This window comes from Neobacillus sp. S1115 (assembly GCF_055385565.1).
The window spans coordinates 815,602-833,284 of sequence record NZ_AP038275.1 but is presented as its reverse complement, the minus strand read 5'-3'; the positions used below and the strand labels follow the sequence as shown (position 1 = coordinate 833,284).

Genomic DNA, 17,683 nt, shown 5'->3' with positions numbered 1-17,683 from the left:
ATATTTTTAATCAAATTTGAACCACTCTCTCTTAAATAGATGACGCTACAATATATTGGACAATAGAATAACTATATATAATATAGTAAGAGAAGATGATTTAATAATCTCTGAGAAAGGATGAGACCATGGAAGAAACAATCCTTGAAAATATCGTCGTTGCTTTTTCATCTGGAAAAGACTCCGTTTTCTTAGTCAACCAATTGTTAAAGGATCCAAAGTATAAAATCATATCGTTAGTGACAACCTGTACGAACAATGGAAACGTCACTAGTCACCACATTGATGAACTGCTAGTAGAAAAACAAGCGGAAGCCATTGGACTGCCTCTATACAAAATAAAAATGAACAAATTTACCACTGAGAATTTCGAAGATGGTTTAATCAGCACCATGGTTTATTTCAGGAAACATTTCGGAGTCACAAAAATCGCGTATGGTGACTTATTTTTGGAAGAGGTCAAGACCTATAAAGAAAAATTACTTGCGAAATACGGATTTGAATTGCTGCTGCCATTATGGGGACGGAATACGAAAACATTAGCTCGACAATTGGTGGAAGAAGGATGGAAAGCTGCTTGCATATCCATAGATTCAACGAAATTGTCGTCCGATTTTTTAGGGAAAACCTTAACAAAAGAATGGATAGAAGCATTGCCTCCTGATGTAGACCCATGTGGAGAGTACGGCGAGTACCATACCTTTGTATATTATGGACCTATCTTTCTATATCCTATTCCAATAGAAATTGACTATCAAATTATAAACGGAAGGGATCGTTGGAAATTCGTCGGAATTAAATTAAAAGGTGAGGAAGGTATGAGATGATGATGTTATAAAAAATACTTTTAGAAATGTGAAAAAGCAACGGAATTATTCCGCTGTCTTTTCCACTATTGCACCCTCATATCTATTCTTTTCAAGTATCCGTGCAGAGCTAACATTCGCATGAATTACGGTGGCATGGTGTTTCTGAAGATTAAGTGATTTAAATACCACTATTCATCATCATTAAAACAATTAGATTCATTTAGATTTAATCAAAACCATGATCCAATAATAGGATATCGAAAAGGACGCTCATTAAATGCTTTAACAATTCCAACAATCGGAGCTATTATAGCAATGAGTCCAAAAATAATGAGGAATGGAATCCCGATTAATATCCAAGAAAAAAAAGCAGACACTGAGATTAAAATACCGATCACAATATGAAATACCAAAGCCTGTAAGGATAAGCTTTTAATTTCTCGATCTGAAATAATAAAATATGTGATAATGGGAACTAGTATGGGTGCAAACCAAGTACTAGCATGAATCAATATTTTGAATCCCTTATTTTCCATTTAACATTTACTCCCCTTTGTATCGTAATATTTAACAAACCTTTATTCCTTAATCATTATAAAGTTTTGGTTAAACTATTACATCAGGCTATGAACTAAATCGTTATACGTCTTAGGTCGTAGCCCAAACCAAAATTCCAGTATGCGAACTATTCTTTTACATTTTCCAGCTACTGAGATTACTCCACTAAATGGCCAAATAAATTGAAAAAAGACGCTGATCCTTGCTACAGGAAAGCGCCCGTTTGTGGAAGACGTAAAACTACTTCCAGTATATAACCATATTGTAGAGATACCGATTGTATTTTGTACAACACATTCCCTTATAGTTTATAATTTCGCATGCTTTGATGATAGTTGGTTAGATCCTATTAATGAAAAAATTATCGACAAGATTAAAATAATAACAAAAAAGATGAAAGCATAACTGAAATGAGAGTACGATTCTAAAATGCGGCTTGATATGGCCGGTCCAAATGACATGCCCAGAAAGTTGATAAGATTATATATTCCTAAACCCATCGCATTTTTGTCCTTTTCTATCGTTTGTGGAATTTCAATATTGATTGCCACAGTCATCATTGTAAAAGCAATATAAATGGAACAAACGCCAAGTGTTGCGAATACAGATTGTCTTACACCGACAGTCGCCAATATCAGGAATCCGATAAGTTCTATGATCGCAGAATATCCTATAAGTTGCTTACTGCTTATGACATGCAGGCTCTTTTTTGCGATGAAACTTATCAAAAAGGCAAAGATTGAGATCACACCCAAAATAAAACCTGTGCCAATGGCTGAATGATGAAAACGCTGCTCAGTTAATAATGGGAATAAAAAGACAATTCCCACCATTGCTGAGTTATTAACAAAGCTTATCACAAGCAATCTGTTAAAAGCGAAATGTCCAAAAACAGATAGATCGACAAATAGAGCCAAATCTTTGCGGTTGCCATGAGTCATTAAACCAACTACTGACAGAGCAGTTATGATAAGGAGATAGCCATTCATTTTAACACCCAGAATAAACGACACAACGAAAATCAATAAATAAAATAACCCGACGAAGTCAAAAGGAAGGGTTACTTTTTTCCCGTTGGCATACCCGGAAGGCATAACCATAAATAACCCGATGAGTGTCAGAACCACCAACAACATCAATAAAAACAAAGAATGCCAGCCCCATAAGAAAGTAAACGTGCCGCCAATCAAAAATCCTATTCCTGAACCTAATGATAAACATCCACTAATTAACGTTAATGCCAGTTCTCTTTTAGATGCTGTCATATATTGATTGGCGATAATCATGGACAAGGCAATGAAAGCACTACCTCCAGCAGATTGAATAATCCTTGCAATGATCACAAAGATATACTGATTGGTTATAGAACCAATCATGGAACCACTCACGAACATACACACACCGAAGATTAATAAGGTCTTAAGTTGGTAGTATGACGCCAATTTACTGTAAGTAATAGAACCGAAGGCAATGACCAATGTATATAAAATCACAACCCAACTAATCATTGAAGTTGTTACCCCTAGTTCTCTTTTCATATCTACAAGTGCCACATTAAACAAAATTGAATTCATCACACCCGATAAAACGATGAAACATAAGGTTAAGATAAGTCCATTTTCTTTACTTTTCATCTTCATATTTTTTTCTCCTTCTCACATCGTTTTAAAGTCATAAAACATTATGACTTTAGAATAAAAAAAAGTGGCTACATCAGAGCGTAGCCAAAAACCCCGGTAAATAATAATCAAATATCTCTTTGTTTAGCGTGACATACTTTGTCACACCTTCACGTTCAATCAGTACTAATTGTGCGTCGGATAAAATTTTCAAATGATATGAACCGTTTGACTTACTGATCCCTAAACTCCTTCCAATTTCCGAACACATAGGGCGATTGCTCTCGTGAAATAGTAAACGAATCATCTGTATTCTTTTCTCATCCGCCAACGCATTAAATATCTTAATGCGTTGTTGATCATCCAATTGTTTTAATACCATAAAACTATTATATAAATTAGCTCAAATTTGTCAAACCATTTTGGTGGAATTCAAATCTACTTGTGTATTGCTGCTTTCACTATTGTCTATCAAAGATTACCTTTAAATTTACATTGTAACAACATGGGTTTACTCCATTATCTGGCCCGTTTGTGGAATAAGAAAGGAAATAGGAAACTCCAATTCTATAGTATTAGTGCATCCTATTGTTATACGTTTGTTAAACTTATATACAATATTTGAAATAGAAAAATACTAAAAAATAGTCGGTACCATTCCCCCATCCATACGGATTGGAGAACATTTAAATGCGGATGCATAAGGACTACACACAAATGTAGTTAATCTACCTATTTCAATTGGCTTGATAAACCGTTGTATTTCAGATTGAGGTAGGTTTGTAGCCATAAATTCTTTCTCTTTTTCTGAAAAAGTCATATTATCATTAGGGTATATACCCTCAATTATTTGATGAACATTTTCAGAGAGTGTTGGTCCTGGCATGATCGTATTGACTGTAACTTCTGTTCCTTTTGTTAATTTAGATAAGCTTTTTGACAATGATAAAAGCATTGATTTTGTCATGCAATACTGAGGCATTTGTCCTGAAGGCATGATTGCTTCTTCACTCGCAATAAAGATAATGCGTCCATAATCATTTTTTAACATTTTAGGTAAATAAAATTTAGATAATCCATTTGCAGCAAGAACATTAGTACGGAAGTATTTTTCCCATACTTCATCGTCAATGTCCTCATATTGCATAATTTCATAAATACCCATATTGTTAACTAAAATATCAATTGTGGGGTATTTTTTAAATAAAGCTTCTCTTTGTTGAATATCGACAATATCGGCTGTAGCATTTTGAGGAGAGGTAGCCGGGAAATCCGATTTAATTTCATTTACGATTCGTTCTACCTCTTCATAATTTCGTCCATTAATTAGTACATTGACACCTTCTTTGGCAAGTTCAATGGCAATTGCTTTACCTATACCTTTCGTTGATCCAGTAACTAATGCTGTTTTATTGTTTAATCCCATATCCAAAATACATTTCTCCATTTCATTTACCTTTTATGATTATAAAAAGTTAATATAAAAAAACGCTCCTTTGAGGTTTTAATTAGGTTAAACTTTTTTAATATCGTGTTAAAAAATTTACTTTTAAGACACAGTTAATTTATCGGATTTTCACCAAAATGTTCAGTACGCCAATTTGAGGGAGTATCACCTTCCCAAATGCGGAAGGCGCGGTAAAATGAGTTCTGGTCTTCATACCCAATCATGAAGGCTACTTCTTTAATATCGAACGAAGGGTCTGCCAAGTACTCTCGAGCCAACCCATGTCGGACTTGTGTCAAAAGATGCTTGAAGCTCGTGCCTTCGTCAGTAAGACGTCGCTGTAAGGTACGATCGCTCATCCCCAACTCGCTTGCGACAGTCTGAATGTCAGGACGCCCTCCTGCTAGGCCGCGTTTCATGATCCACTTGACCATTTCGGTGATTGAGCGACTGCGTTGCTGCTCATCCAACGATTTGTCCAATACGGGAGTCAGAATCTCCAGCAACTCTTCGTTGTACGAGACAAAGGGGAGGTCTAGATCTCCTCGATGTAGCGTCAACCTGTTACAATTTGCACCAATCCGGATATGGCAGCCGAAGTAAGCTTCGAGTGCCTGTATGTCTCCCATCGAGTGCGAAAATTCGACAAATTTCGCCATCAACGGTTTACCTGTGCCTCGACGTCCAAGCTCCAAAAGAAACGCCAGAGTGATTCCAACCAGCATCGGTGGACCAGGTTGCTCGGCATACAACCAATCTAGTTCAATGGTACAGTACTCACTTCCCTCGGTGATACGTAAGCTTTCAGGGGGACACAGTTGTTTGTACCGTGCCATTCGTTTTAGAGCGTCACGGTAGTCACGAGCATGGTAAGTCGCTAAGACTGCGGGTGGGTAATGCGCTGTATCAAAGACGGTCGTAAGCTTGATAATTCCTTCGGCGGTGTCCTCAATGAGATCCGAATAAGCCTGCCAAATCGCGAAATATTGGTCGGTAGTAACAACTGGGTCATTAATAATGGTGAGCGGTAGTCGTGCTTTTCGAGCCACGTCGTGGGGGGCAATCCCTAATTGATGTATGCCTGCCCAAAATCCTGCCGGGATTTTAATACGAGTATGAGACTTCATAATGGGTCCTCCTTTAGCTATCTACACATTCACTAGTTTTGGTTGTGATTGTGTTTTGCCTAGTTAACGGGACAGATATTATATTACCTATTCCACGTATCCTTGTAACTAGCAAAGGGCGACATTTTACTAGCCAACTACGTCGAATAAATCCGTTAGTAATAGGTTCCATTAACGTAATGAAGCTGCCATTTATACAGGCAGCATCATTAATAGACACCCTAAATAATCCTATTTACCTAAGTGGTTTAAAAATGTATTAGTGTTTTTGTTATTTGTACCTACTCATCAGAAAGCCACTCATTATAATCTCGGGCTTAAATTGATTCTTAGCATTAAATTAATTTACCCGGTTTCAATATGTCTATACTTCACAATATGGCCCTTATAGAAACTTATTTTTTCTTTTACAAACGATTTGTATTGGGTTTCCATCAGGTTCTTATACCCAACCCGACCTTAGTGTCACTCCACATTCTGTTAATAATGTCCGATGTTTCAATTCATCTATTAGCCATAATTCCCGTACCTAATAACACCAATAATTAATAACAACACTAATACAAATATGCCTATTGTTCCGATTAAAGCTAAAACATTCAGGATTTTATTTGCTTTTGTACGAAACAGCTTACGAAATACAATATAAACTCCAACTCCAATCATTCCACCTAATGTATTTCCCATAAGGTCAGTTATATCGCTGCCTCCTATAGCAAAGGTGAATTGCAATACTTCGAATAACAAACTAACTCCCGCTATTGGTACAATCTTTTTCAAGAAAGACCAACTTGGTTTTAGCATACTGATATAAATTCCAAATGGGATAAAGGCAAATACGTTATAGATGATTTCACCAACATCTATTTGATCGTTTTTAATAACTGAACCAGCAAAAGGGATTAAGTTGATTCCCCTAAAATCCGTGAAATGACGCAAGTCTTGAAAGGAAAATTGCATTTTAAAGAGGATAATCCATATTAATACAAATAAATATACAGCCAACAAGCCAGTAGTTATTTTATTTTGATTAGTTTTTGATTTTTCCATATAAATCCACAATCCCTACATACAATTTAAGCTTTTATTCTAGTTTACTATCTGATTTTTACTATTATTTTCCCCTTCGCCCTTCCTGACTCCGCATATTCCATCGCTTTTTGAGCATCTTCAAAAGGGAAAACTCTATCAATTATCGGTTTGATTTTACGTGTCTCAATAAAGTTAGCTATGATACGTAATTGCTCTCCACTTGGCTTCATAAACAAAAACGTGTATTGAACATTATGCTTTTTTTCAAGCTTAGTAATTTTATGACTTGCTGCTGAAAACAACAACGTTTTTAAAAATCCTGAACCGTATTCTTTACCAAAACGAGCATTCGGTAATCCCGAAACGGAAACAATTTTTCCTCTGCTTTTGATCACTTCAAATGATTTTTCGAGTATCTCGCCCCCAAGTGTATCAAATACGGCATCATAGTTTTTCAGTATCTCTTCAAATCTTTCTTTCTTGTAATTTATAATTTCATCTGCAGCACCAAGAGACTTTACTAAATTCGCACCAGCAACACTTGCAGTTGTTGCAACAGTGGCACCCATTAATTTGGCTAGTTGAATAGCAAAGGTACCGACACCACCAGCCCCAGCATGAATTAAAATCTTTTGCCCCTTTTGTAATTGCAAAATGTCTGTTAGGGCTTGATAGGAGGTTAACCCAACCAGCGGGATCGATTCTGCTTCTTCAAAGCTCAAATTTTTAGGTTTTAAGGCGATGTCATCTTCATGAATAGCGATATATTCAGCAAAAGTGCCGATTTTACTCTTACGTGGACGTGCATATATTTCGTCACCAACTTTAAAACGAGTTACTTTTGCACCAACCTTTGCAACGACACCAGAAAAGTCATTCCCTAAGATAAGAGGCATTTTATAGTTAACTAACAATATGTAATAAAGCTTACTCAAAGAGTAAGCCTAACCTCTATAAACACTATCACATGTTCCAGGTTTTGGTTCATAAAAACAATGTTCTTTAAATTGACCAGTATGAGGTTGACCATACCATGTTGGTGGACATGGAGCATGTGGATTAAAATACCAAAGAGCATATTTCGCAGGATGAACTCTCCAACCATTTATATTTTGTTGTGCTAATCTTCTTTCAGAGGTTCTTGATCTTTGATAAAAAACATTCCCTTTTTGCACTGCTTCAAAAGAATAATTTCCTCCTTGTATTTGAAATATTACATCATGAATATTGTTTACATCTTTGAAATCTAAGCATTCTGCAACAACACGATTTATTATAACATTTCCAACATATAACATTCCTTGCTTTCCTTCGCCTTCTGCCTCTGCTCTCATCATTCTTGCCATTTCATCTACTTCATGACTTCTAGCCCTTACTCTTGCCATTTCATCACCTCCCAAAAATATAGTATGAAAAAAAGCCTGCATCAATGTCATTGTTTAAATAATAAGAATGCTTTGTTACCTTTATGCAACTGTACTCCCTGTTACTTGAATAAGAAAAAAGCGATCCTTCATTATTGAAGCATCACACTCGTTAGTTGAACAACTCCATGGCTTATAAACGGTTCATAATTTCATTTGGTTAGAGATACCGTTCTCAATAAAAATAGTTGCCCAATCCATTCATATATCCTTTTTCATTCATATTTGAAGTTAGGTGGGCTACTAGGCATTCATCCAATCCAGCTTTGACCCTCAGCATAAACTGGTTATTAGTCTAATTTCAATAAGGAGTGAACTTCGAAATATGGAAAATATACGACAAATGCCACTCTATTCCCTGAGTCCCTGGGGTCTTGAAAATTGTATCTATCGTTTCACATATTTGTGGCTTAGAAACGGCGATAATTTCTGGTTTTTTTTGACGACTGTCGGGCATCAAAGAGCTTATGGCTATAGGTTTTTCGGCGGAAGATGGAATCAATATTCGGTTGCTTTAAGAGATATTGTTAACTTCCATTGTTCTCCTCCAACTCCAACTCTATATTAAACACTGCGTCTGACCTTCGTAATTGTATCGTCCAGTCTTACTTTAGAAGGTTCTGGGCTTTTACATTCGATTTGAGCTTTATTTTAGGACCTTTTTTTGTTGAAACCATCTGGATTTTCGTTTACATTCGGATTAGCCAAAACACATCTTTTTCACTGCCATTTGCTATGCCCTTGTAATTTATGGCTTCCAATTATTCATAACTCATAAAAAATCCAGTAAGTAAGTAAAACTGGATTTTTTTCGTCGTATTTTGGGTCAAATAAAACATTTAATAACAACTTCTTCTTGAAGTAAACTGCCCCGTTCGCAAAACTGGCCTCCCCTTCATTAAGTCACAACTAATTATCAAGTTGTATGAAATCCTGCGAATAAGCGAGTATTCGTGAAAATCATATTTATCTGAAGGAGTTTAAGTGCATCATTTCACAATCTTTACTTTCATTAAAAAGGTTTCCTTGAAATATAGAGCTCTTTCACACACGGCCACAAAATTATTTTATTCCTCTAATTACTAGTATTGAACAACTCACCACATATCTGGTTTGTTTCAACTTTCCGTGCTTGAGATTAATCGTATAGTTCCAGTTAGTGTTGGGCAAAGTTAAAAAAGCAACTTCAATAATTATGAGAGGGAAAGTTTATGAGACCCAGTTTTTCCATTCAAGAGACTTACCACCAACTCCTAGAAGCTTTTTCTTACAGCTCGGATTTAACTATGAAAACAATGAGCTTTCCACCATACGAATATGCGCTTTTTTACTTGGATACAATGGTCGATTCGAAAGTTTTTCAGGAACATATTGTAAAGCCGGTGTCACTAAGACCTGATACGAATCCCCAAGAAGTTATCACAGTCCAGGATATGAAGGAGACCGTGGACTTTCATGAGGCTGTGAAGGCACTCGTACAAGGGAAGACGGTATTGCAAAAGGAAGGAGAAAGTGTTTTATTACTTCTCGGAACTGAGTTACACAAAGAGCGTCAGATTAATTTTCCTATGAATGAACGAGTGCTTCGGGGGTCAAGAGAAGCCTTCGTGGAGCATTTGGAAACGAACATCAATCTGCTTAGGCAGCGGATTGCCTCACCTGATCTTGTCGTTAAGCACTTCACCATAGGACATGTTTCGCAAACTAAGGTTTCAGTCCTTTACGTTAAAGGGATAGCAAATCCGAAAGTTACTAACTTAATTGAGCAAAGACTGCAAAAAATAGATATTGATAGCATTTACGCTCCTGGGTTCATCCAGGAATTCGTCCAAGACAGACAATTTAGTTTATTTCCGCAAATGCTGACATCAGAGCGGTTAGATCGGACGAGAGCATATTTAATGGAAGGAAAAGCCGCTATCATTATGGAAGGCTCTCCTGATGCGTCAATAATGCCGGTATCGTTCTGGGCTTTTTTTCAATCCCCGGACGATTATCAAATCAATTGGTTGATTGGCAGTGCAATTAGACTGTTGCGTATCGCCTGCTTTTTTATTGCTCTCGGATTACCTGGATTATATACTTCGCTTATTATATTTCAATCATACGTTCTTCCAATGAATATGGCTTTGACTTTTCAAGGCGCATTAAAATATATCACGTTTCATCCCGCGTTTGAGGTGATACTCTTGCTGCTTGCGCTTGAAATATTAAAAGAAGCGGCGGTGCGGCTTGCAAGTCCTGTAGGACAAGTTATAGGGGTTGTGGGAGGCATTATCATCGGAACATCGGTCGTCCAGTCCAATTTGTTTTCAAATACGTCCGTCGTTGTCGCTGCGTTTACTGGCATGGCGTCATTTCTCATACCTTCTTACGAAATGAGCAACTCCGTCAGACTCCTTAGCATTCCAGTGACCTTGCTTTCAGCGCTTTTTGGCCTTGTGGGACTTGTTTTCTCCTTTCTTATGCTGAATATTTATTTGTGTCGAATGAACTCTATGGGTCTTCCCTATTTTTATCCGGCGTTCGCCGATAGTGGAGTGAAAGATACGCTTATAAGAGCGCCCGTTTGGAGCTTAAGAAAACGTCCGAAGGAAGCTGCTCCAATTAATCCGCAGCGACTCGGAAATCCCGAAGGGTGGAAGGAATAAATGAAGGAGGAGTCTATTTCCAACCGGCATCTTCTATTCCTTGTTCTACTTATGCAAATAGGCAGCAGAATATTGTCTTTGCCTTACGTAGAGGCGAAATATGCAGGTATTTATGGATGGCTGGCTGCTCTTATCGGAGGAGCTGCCTCTCAATTAAGTATTATGCTGATTTGGAAGCTTGGAAAACGTTATCCAAGTCAGCATATCTTTCAATATGTTTATACGATTGCAGGCAAACCGATTGGTAGTGTCTTAACCCTCCTATATGCAGTTTACTTTTCCTATAGTGCGCTCATTGTCGCACTGTTATATATCGAAAAGCTCAGCCGATGGGTATTGCCTAAGACCCCCTGGTGGGTGCTGCTACTCTTAATTTTTATAGTTAGCGGTTATGCGGCCATGTCGTCATTGCGATTGCAGTCTTTCATCAGTCTTTCACTGGTACCTATCCTCTTTGCAGGATATTTGGCGATAGTAGTTAGCGGACTTAGAGAAGCAGATGTCCGTAATGTTTTACCTATAGGGCACAGCGGGGGCTCTTCATTTGTAAGTGGCGTATTTCAAGTTTACAGTGCTGGTTTTGGATATGACCTGCTCTTGTATGCATTCCCTTTTGTAATAAGCCAAAGCAGTAGAAAGATTCTGGGAGCGATGACTTGGGCAAATGGCTTGACAACCCTATTTTATGTGACAGTTATTTTAATTTGTTCTTTAAACTTCACTCCCGACCAAATGAGCAGCATACCAGAACCAACTGTATTCATATTAAAGCAATTACGATGGGATGTTGTGCAAAGCATAGATATGTTGTTTATTGCATTATGGTTTTCCATTCTTGCAGCTACCGTATATGTTTATCTTTTTTTGGCCGCCAAAGCACTATGTCATATCGGAGCTGTTCACAAGAAAAAGCATGTCCAATGGGTTTGGATATGCACAGGAATCTGCTTTACGATTGGATGCTGGATGCCAGAAGGAAATGTGATAAATGCCGTATCGGGGAAACCATATGAAATAATGAGTATAGTTTGTATAGTTTTCATACCGCTCATTTTATTGCTCATACCTAAACTTTCACGTTTGAGGGGGAGAAATATTTGAAAAAACTTTCATTCTCCTTTTTAATTTTGCTTATGTTATGCGGATGCTGGGATCAGCAAAATTTTAAGAACCTCCAAATGATTGATGTGATTGGATTTGACAAGGCGAAGAAGTCCGAAGGTATGAAATTAAGCCTCGCCATTTCCTCACTATATGAAGCGCATCAGGGTGGAGGAAAGCCGGATATGGATGTAATTACGACACAAGGATCTAGTTTAGCGGACGCTATTGAAAACACAGATTTAAGGGCACCTGGAGTGCTGACTTTTAATCAAACCCGTATGTATATCATGAGTAAATCGTTCGCATCCGACAATCCGATAGAGAAAATGAAAGTATTAGGACAGGTCGCCACCTGCCCATTAACATCAAGTGTTGCTGTGTATGACGGAGAAGTTTCCGAATTGCTTGCAAAAAAAGAACTAAAGAAAAAAACGATTACAAATTATTTGGCTATTTTAATAAAAGAGGCCGAGTCTATTAACTTCATTCCCAAAGAGACCCTGCTCCGGTTTCTTTTTGCAAAAAATGACCCCTATGTTGATGTTGCATTACCATTAATTAAGTCCAAAGGCGATACTATATCGCTGAATGGGACGGCTTTATTTCGGGAAGGAAGTTACTCAGGAGTAGATTTGTCCCCAACTCTGACAAAAATAGTTTTGCTTATGAAAGGAGTGGCGGGAACAGGCATTCATCTCATCGTAGATATGGATGGAGCCTCATATGATGTATTGATAAAAAAGGCCAGCAGTAGCATTGTAGTCAGCTCCAAGGATAATAAGGTTACTGAAATCATGCTGCCATTAAAAATACAAGCACAATTACTGGATTCTCATTCAAACAAAAATCCACTGACACAAGCAAAGCTGAACAATTTAGAGAAGATGCTGACAAATGAAATAAATTATCAAGCGCTTCAAGCAATCCAGACTTTACAGAATGCAAATTGCGACTATCTAGGACTCGCCCGTGAACTTCATGCTTATCATCATGTGGAATGGAGTAAGATGAACTGGCGAAAGGAATATCCAGGATTAAAGATTCGTCCTGAAATTAAACTTCGGATATTAAATTCTGGAGTCATGTTCTAAAAGACAGCTTTTAATGACAACACCCATGAATACGACACATTTATCATTAATTTGATCTCCATTAAATGTAGAGTAGTTGAGGGAACCCCAACGCCAAGCCAGCATTCAAAGTTAATCTGGTTAAAACGAGAAAACTTAGATTCGCTTAAGTGGGCACCAGCGGATGTTCCAGCAGTTGAGCAATTAATCCAAAAAAGTATAGTCTTCTCAAAATGAGAAGACTATACTTTTTTGGAGATATAATCACCGCTGCTTAATAAAGATAATTCTTACCTAGTCGGGTCGTGACAGACATCATAAAGGAATCTCTTGGTTACGAAGTGTAACTTGTACCTCTTCCTCACAATATTGAATAAAGTTTACGATATTTCCAACAAGCTCGTGGTGGTAGATTTCTCCGTTTTCTCTAGTAGAAACAGTAGGATCCCCAACTACACCTATATTCAGGGCGCCTTCACGGTATGCTGCAACATCACTAGGAACAAAGACACGATCTCCTCCTGAATAAGGGTCGTGCTGAAGGAACGGATGTTTCTGATGCACATTCTTTACTGCATTTTCCTCTTCACATAGTTCTGGGTGTATATAGTACATATGCGAAGTTTCCATTTCGGCAGCATGACCAATTCCACCCGCCTCGGACTGGCGAATCCTTCTTCCCACCTGCTCAGCAATATAAAAAGGGTCGGCAATGGCAATAAAAGCACCAGTTCGATTTCTTAGTTTCGTAGCGGCGATTTTGAGCGGCGGAAGGTTCGCTTCTCTGTGGCCATTGATCAAGATAATTTTTTCAAATCCGTGATAAACCAAGCTTTGGATAATATCCATCGCTACATTCGTAAGTGTTTCTGGACGAAGGGTAATCGTTCCCGGAAAAGCCATGTGGTGCGGTGCCCATCCTACCCAAGTAGGGGGAGCCACTAATGTTCCCGTTTGAATAGCTGCCTCTTCTGCTACCTTAATCGCCACTAAGGAATCGGTCCCCATAGGCAAATGCTTAGCATGCTGTTCTACACTACCGAAAGGAACAAGAATTGTCTTTTTACTTTCTAAATAACGTTCAACATCTTCCCATTTATTTTCCTGTAACCATACACTTTTCATTGATCATCCTCTTCTTTCCATAGTTAGTCTATTAATTTAAGCTTCTTGGGCCTTTGCCTCATCTTCACTCATTTCCTCTTTCTTGCCACGGAAAATGAAGTAAACTCCAACCCCGGTTAACAGCCAAATACTCCCCCAGAGAATCGCCTCTGGTTTGAGATAGTACATCTCAATCAAGGTTCCCACAATCCCTAGGACAGGGAGAAGGATACCAAAGGGGACCTGGAAAGGCCGTTTCACATCTCTTCTTTTGAATCGAAGGATAATGACGGATACGTTGACTCCTATAAATACAACCAATGCCGTAAAGACACCTGCTGAAGCAACCAGTCCTAAATTTCCGGTAAGCGTTAGCAATAGAGCGAAGATACCAGTTACGAGTGTAGCTGTACTTGGCGCTTTAAACTTTGGATGTATTTTTCCAAAAAATGACCAAATTTGTCCCTGTCTTGCCATGGCCAATCCAACCCTTGGTCCACCAATCATACAGCCTAGTCCAGATGTGATCGTAGCCGCCACCCCAGCTGCTGCAACAAAACTTGAAGCCCAGCCAGAGGTCACTACCTCTAAAGCAGAAGCCAATGGTGCCTTTAATGTTGGAAGAACATCCGTTGGGACAAGTGTAACGGATACCCAACCGACTAAAGCATAGAGGATTACCACAGTAAAAATGGCCCAAACTGTAGCACGCGGTACGTCGCGATATGGCCTTTTTGCTTCTTCTGCAACGGTTGTGATGGCATCAATATGAATTTGTCCAAAGGCAATGATCGCAGCAGCTGCTATTAATCCAGCGATTCCATGCGGCAAAAATGGCTGTTGATGAATCGGTGCAGGCAACTGAGGATGCATAAACCCAAGAACAATGAACAAAATCAGAGCAAACACCTTAAAAACAACAAGGAGATTGATAACCCCTTTGGAAATGGCAATTCCTCGATATAAAAGCGCAATCGTAAGAACCCCGAGAATACATGCCCATACGGTTACAGAAAGATTGGGGACAAAGAAACGAGCATACAACCCGAAACCAAGCCAAACGGCAGCCCCTACTGCAACATATTGAGTCAAAAGAGTCCAACCAATGACCGAACTTACAAGATCGCCTACTCCCTTACCTAATGTGGAGAAGGCCTGTCGGCAATATTCGTAGCTAGCTCCCGCACTCGGAAACATCGAGGACAGCTCAGCGTACGATAACGCCGTAAATGTAGCAATGGCACCCGCAATGATAAAACTCAGAAATAAACCAGGGCCTGCAGGTTCTGCTGCGACTCCGGTCAAAACGAAAATCCCCGTTCCTATCAGAGCAGCAACACCTAAAGAATAGAGATCCCAAAAAGATAGCGTTCTGTTTAGTTTCTGTTTCTCCAAGCAAAATCCCCCTTTATAAAAATGAATTAAAACCCACCATTTCATTAATTGAAATGACTATTCCGAATATTAACATTATAGAACATTAGAAATATTATGTAAATTAAAATTCAAAATAAAAAGGATATCTGTTTTCCAATTCATAAAGATTGGAAAACAGATATCCAATGGGTCTACATTCCCTTTAATTTAAACGAGATATTAGCCGAGCACCTATTTAATGCTTCAATAATCTGCTGTATACTTCCCTCGCTAAAGTCATTTTCCAAACCAATTACACTAAGAGATGCTACAGCAGAATAATAATGGTCGAAGATTGGCACTGCGATGGCTATAGTGCCTTCATGCAACTCGCCCTTGCTAATCTCATATCCCTTTTCTTTAATCGTTTGAAGTTGTTGTTGAATCTGTTCTATACTATTCATAGTTTTTTCGGTAATCGGCCGATAGGCAAATTTGCTTAGCAGTTTAGTTTGTTCATTTTCAGGGAGGAAGGCCAATAGCACTCTAGGACAAGCTGCCGCATACAAGGGAGCCCTTCTTCCAATCTCCGGGTAAACCCGAATCGGTTTCAATGACTCTATTTTATCTATATAGACTGCATCCAGACCATCTCTAATTGCAAGCTGAACGGAAAGCCCCGTCTCGTCACGAAGGTCCTTCATGATATCGCGCGCTGCCTCACGAAGATCCATTTGTTCTACGACAAGATGGCTTTTTTCAATAAAGCTCCAACCAAGGGAAAATTGTACTTCACCACTTGTTTGTTTTCTTTTGATATAGCCAAATTTCTCAAGCGAACAGATCATTCGAAATGCCGTAGAGCGAGAAAATCCCGTACGTTCCGAAATTGCGTCAAGAGTTAAAAATGGATTCTTTCGGTCAAAGCACTCTAATATTTCAAGCGCTTTCTCTACGCTGCCGCTTTTGCTTGACTTACCATTCATGAGCTAATCCTCCCAATTGACTTTCCTATCTACTTTAAAAGCCTACTAAAAATTCAATCTATTGTAAACTTTTATATGTTTGTCCACCTGTTGAGGTCACCTAAAATCGTGGTTATCTTATCTAAAAAAAGTGAAGAGTCTGGCCCTATGAAACCTGGCAATTCGGGGCGTGACAGCATCAAAATTAAGGTGCCAAAAATCGGGGATTCATACGAAGCAATGGCGTCAGATGGTACCACATTCGTATAGCACTGTATCGGCAGTACGCCAGAAGTGGCAAAAAAGATGGCGTTATATCGTTTGCACCAGGCATACGAACAAGGAGTAATAAAAAGGGCCGAATGGCCCTTTCGCTTATAACAAGATCGATTCATTAATCTTTCAACCTTTAAAACCAACAATAATTTAATTCCACGATGATGTAAATAGCGCATCCAATTATCAACTTTTTTAAACTGTTTATCATCCGTAACTAAAATTAGCAGATTAAGTGTACTCTTAGGCATTACCTTCGTTTCTCCACTTTTGTAAGTTGTTAAAAACGTCTTGAGTTATTTTTACTGCTCTATGTGGACAATCACCATGTACATGTATACCTATAGCTTGATAATTACTATCATCGATCCAAACTGGACCTCCACTGTCTCCTTTAACTGTGTAAAGCTTATAAGCTATATATCGATCGTATAAAGGGGGGTTTTGAATATAGCCCAAGCTATACCACTGGGTAGCTAATTCAGCACCTACTTTGTCTGATGGATAACCGGCAATTTTTATAGGCTTGTCCAAGATAGCAGAATCGCCAACTTTATAGCCAAAATATCCAGTTCTCTCCCCCACCTTTTCTGATAATATTAAAGCACCGTAATCATACTCGCTATTAAGTTGTTCAGTCCACCCTTTTACTGAACGAAATTTATCCTGAGTAACAGTAAACGTTCCGAAGGGTGGATCTCCATCAGCAATACTTCCATTTTTTCCTGGGATAACGGTGATTTCTTTGTTCCATTTTCTTAAATCACGATTAAACACAATGTGTCCTGCAGTAATGACGGTCCCTTTGCCGCTTAGCCAACCACTTCCGACGCCTATTCCTCCATTAGCATCTGTTATAATTAACCAACAAATTGCGCTATGAGGAAATATTTTTGTATCAAATACTCGTTTTCTGGTATCAGATGTGCCACAAATGTCTGTTTCTTTTTCACTAAATTGGGATTGTGCAATAGAAAGTAACTTTGAAATATCCAATTGTATTTTAGTATCATTTGCTTTAAAATCAGCACTCAGATCCCCTGCAAAAAATCCTGCCTCATTTTTATTATTTTCTAGCAATTCTGAATCAATAATAATAGGTCCCTTATTACTTACTGGATCATGGTAGCTCATTATTTTC

General features: G+C 38.4%; 16 protein-coding genes and 1 pseudogene. 4 read left to right on the top strand and 13 right to left on the bottom strand.

What is annotated here, in order from left to right; genetic code table 11:
- Window positions 1–128 precede the first annotated feature (128 nt).
- The gene (locus tag ACZ5B7_RS03965) at window positions 129–827 is read left to right on the top strand and encodes a Dph6-related ATP pyrophosphatase (protein WP_464492738.1); all 699 of its coding nucleotides are present in this window, start codon (window positions 129–131) and stop codon (window positions 825–827) included.
- 212 nt (window positions 828–1,039) lie between these two features.
- On the opposite strand, the gene ACZ5B7_RS03960 is transcribed toward ACZ5B7_RS03965, so the two are convergent.
- The 8 genes and pseudogenes from ACZ5B7_RS03960 to ACZ5B7_RS03925 all read right to left on the bottom strand — a co-directional run bounded on the left by ACZ5B7_RS03960 (window position 1,040) and on the right by ACZ5B7_RS03925 (window position 7,977).
- Window positions 1,040–1,345: a DUF4870 domain-containing protein gene (locus ACZ5B7_RS03960; RefSeq protein WP_007083787.1), complete on the bottom strand. Its 306-nt coding sequence runs from the start codon at window positions 1,343–1,345 to the stop codon at window positions 1,040–1,042.
- 330 nt (window positions 1,346–1,675) lie between these two features.
- Complete coding sequence (locus ACZ5B7_RS03955) at window positions 1,676–3,007, bottom strand: MFS transporter (protein ID WP_464492737.1); 1,332 nt, start codon at window positions 3,005–3,007, stop codon at window positions 1,676–1,678.
- Between the two features lie 73 nt (window positions 3,008–3,080).
- Window positions 3,081–3,353, bottom strand: coding sequence for an ArsR/SmtB family transcription factor (locus ACZ5B7_RS03950; protein WP_328155940.1), 273 nt, complete (start codon window positions 3,351–3,353; stop codon window positions 3,081–3,083).
- A gap of 270 nt (window positions 3,354–3,623) precedes the next feature.
- Window positions 3,624–4,418: an SDR family NAD(P)-dependent oxidoreductase gene (locus ACZ5B7_RS03945; protein ID WP_464492736.1), complete on the bottom strand. Its 795-nt coding sequence runs from the start codon at window positions 4,416–4,418 to the stop codon at window positions 3,624–3,626.
- Window positions 4,419–4,546: 128 nt separating this feature from the next.
- Window positions 4,547–5,560, bottom strand: a complete 1,014-nt coding sequence (locus tag ACZ5B7_RS03940; protein ID WP_464492735.1) for a helix-turn-helix domain-containing protein — start codon at window positions 5,558–5,560, stop codon at window positions 4,547–4,549.
- Between the two features lie 510 nt (window positions 5,561–6,070).
- Window positions 6,071–6,610: a VanZ family protein gene (locus ACZ5B7_RS03935; protein ID WP_464492734.1), complete on the bottom strand. Its 540-nt coding sequence runs from the start codon at window positions 6,608–6,610 to the stop codon at window positions 6,071–6,073.
- Window positions 6,611–6,657: 47 nt separating this feature from the next.
- Window positions 6,658–7,506, bottom strand: a pseudogene (locus ACZ5B7_RS03930) (NADP-dependent oxidoreductase); the annotation flags it as partial.
- Between the two features lie 30 nt (window positions 7,507–7,536).
- A complete protein-coding gene (locus ACZ5B7_RS03925) occupies window positions 7,537–7,977 on the bottom strand; it encodes a cell wall hydrolase (protein ID WP_464492733.1) in 441 nt (146 codons plus the stop codon).
- Between the two features lie 1,250 nt (window positions 7,978–9,227).
- Between ACZ5B7_RS03925 and ACZ5B7_RS03920 the strand changes: the two genes are divergently transcribed.
- The 3 genes from ACZ5B7_RS03920 to ACZ5B7_RS03910 are packed head-to-tail and all read left to right on the top strand — an operon-like array spanning window position 9,228 to window position 12,862.
- A complete protein-coding gene (locus ACZ5B7_RS03920) occupies window positions 9,228–10,667 on the top strand; it encodes a spore germination protein (RefSeq protein WP_464492732.1) in 1,440 nt (479 codons plus the stop codon).
- Window positions 10,668–11,768 carry a GerAB/ArcD/ProY family transporter gene (locus tag ACZ5B7_RS03915; RefSeq protein WP_464492731.1) on the top strand — a complete coding sequence of 367 codons (1,101 nt, stop codon included), beginning with the start codon at window positions 10,668–10,670 and terminating at the stop codon, window positions 11,766–11,768.
- Window positions 11,765–12,862, top strand: a complete 1,098-nt coding sequence (locus ACZ5B7_RS03910; protein WP_464492730.1) for a Ger(x)C family spore germination protein — start codon at window positions 11,765–11,767, stop codon at window positions 12,860–12,862. The genes ACZ5B7_RS03915 and ACZ5B7_RS03910 overlap by 4 nt, the downstream gene beginning before the upstream one ends.
- Window positions 12,863–13,156: 294 nt before the next feature.
- Here the strand turns inward: ACZ5B7_RS03910 and ACZ5B7_RS03905 are convergent, their stop codons facing one another.
- From ACZ5B7_RS03905 to ACZ5B7_RS03885, 5 genes are all read right to left on the bottom strand, one after another.
- On the bottom strand, window positions 13,157–13,966 hold the full coding sequence (locus tag ACZ5B7_RS03905) for a creatininase family protein (RefSeq protein ID WP_464492729.1): 810 nt from the start codon (window positions 13,964–13,966) through the stop codon (window positions 13,157–13,159).
- Window positions 13,967–14,002: 36 nt separating this feature from the next.
- Window positions 14,003–15,340 carry an APC family permease gene (locus ACZ5B7_RS03900; protein ID WP_464492728.1) on the bottom strand — a complete coding sequence of 446 codons (1,338 nt, stop codon included), beginning with the start codon at window positions 15,338–15,340 and terminating at the stop codon, window positions 14,003–14,005.
- A 173-nt stretch (window positions 15,341–15,513) separates the two neighbouring features.
- Window positions 15,514–16,287 (bottom strand): IclR family transcriptional regulator, encoded by a 774-nt coding sequence (locus ACZ5B7_RS03895; protein WP_464492727.1) that lies wholly within the window; start codon window positions 16,285–16,287, stop codon window positions 15,514–15,516.
- A gap of 71 nt (window positions 16,288–16,358) precedes the next feature.
- Window positions 16,359–16,793: a hypothetical protein gene (locus tag ACZ5B7_RS03890; RefSeq protein ID WP_464492726.1), complete on the bottom strand. Its 435-nt coding sequence runs from the start codon at window positions 16,791–16,793 to the stop codon at window positions 16,359–16,361.
- Window positions 16,786–17,676, bottom strand: a complete 891-nt coding sequence (locus tag ACZ5B7_RS03885) for a trypsin-like serine peptidase (RefSeq protein ID WP_464492725.1) — start codon at window positions 17,674–17,676, stop codon at window positions 16,786–16,788. Before ACZ5B7_RS03885 ends, ACZ5B7_RS03890 begins: the two co-directional genes overlap by 8 nt.
- Between the last annotated feature and the right edge of the window lie 7 nt (window positions 17,677–17,683).

Bases quoted from the DNA above. Each gene is read 5' to 3' on its own strand.
- ACZ5B7_RS03940 (WP_464492735.1), bottom strand. From the start codon at position 5,560: ATGAAGTCTCATACTCGTATTAAAATCCCGGCAGGATTTTGGGCAGGC.
- ACZ5B7_RS03885 (WP_464492725.1), bottom strand. From the start codon at position 17,676: ATGAGCTACCATGATCCAGTAAGTAATAAGGGACCTATTATTATTGAT.
- ACZ5B7_RS03890 (WP_464492726.1), bottom strand. From the start codon at position 16,793: ATGCCTAAGAGTACACTTAATCTGCTAATTTTAGTTACGGATGATAAA.
- ACZ5B7_RS03920 (WP_464492732.1), top strand. From the start codon at position 9,228: ATGAGACCCAGTTTTTCCATTCAAGAGACTTACCACCAACTCCTAGAA.
- ACZ5B7_RS03925 (WP_464492733.1), bottom strand. From the start codon at position 7,977: ATGGCAAGAGTAAGGGCTAGAAGTCATGAAGTAGATGAAATGGCAAGA.
- ACZ5B7_RS03960 (WP_007083787.1), bottom strand. From the start codon at position 1,345: ATGGAAAATAAGGGATTCAAAATATTGATTCATGCTAGTACTTGGTTT.
- ACZ5B7_RS03955 (WP_464492737.1), bottom strand. From the start codon at position 3,007: ATGAAGATGAAAAGTAAAGAAAATGGACTTATCTTAACCTTATGTTTC.
- ACZ5B7_RS03915 (WP_464492731.1), top strand. From the start codon at position 10,668: ATGAAGGAGGAGTCTATTTCCAACCGGCATCTTCTATTCCTTGTTCTA.
- ACZ5B7_RS03905 (WP_464492729.1), bottom strand. From the start codon at position 13,966: ATGAAAAGTGTATGGTTACAGGAAAATAAATGGGAAGATGTTGAACGT.
- ACZ5B7_RS03965 (WP_464492738.1), top strand. From the start codon at position 129: ATGGAAGAAACAATCCTTGAAAATATCGTCGTTGCTTTTTCATCTGGA.
- ACZ5B7_RS03895 (WP_464492727.1), bottom strand. From the start codon at position 16,287: ATGAATGGTAAGTCAAGCAAAAGCGGCAGCGTAGAGAAAGCGCTTGAA.
- ACZ5B7_RS03935 (WP_464492734.1), bottom strand. From the start codon at position 6,610: ATGGAAAAATCAAAAACTAATCAAAATAAAATAACTACTGGCTTGTTG.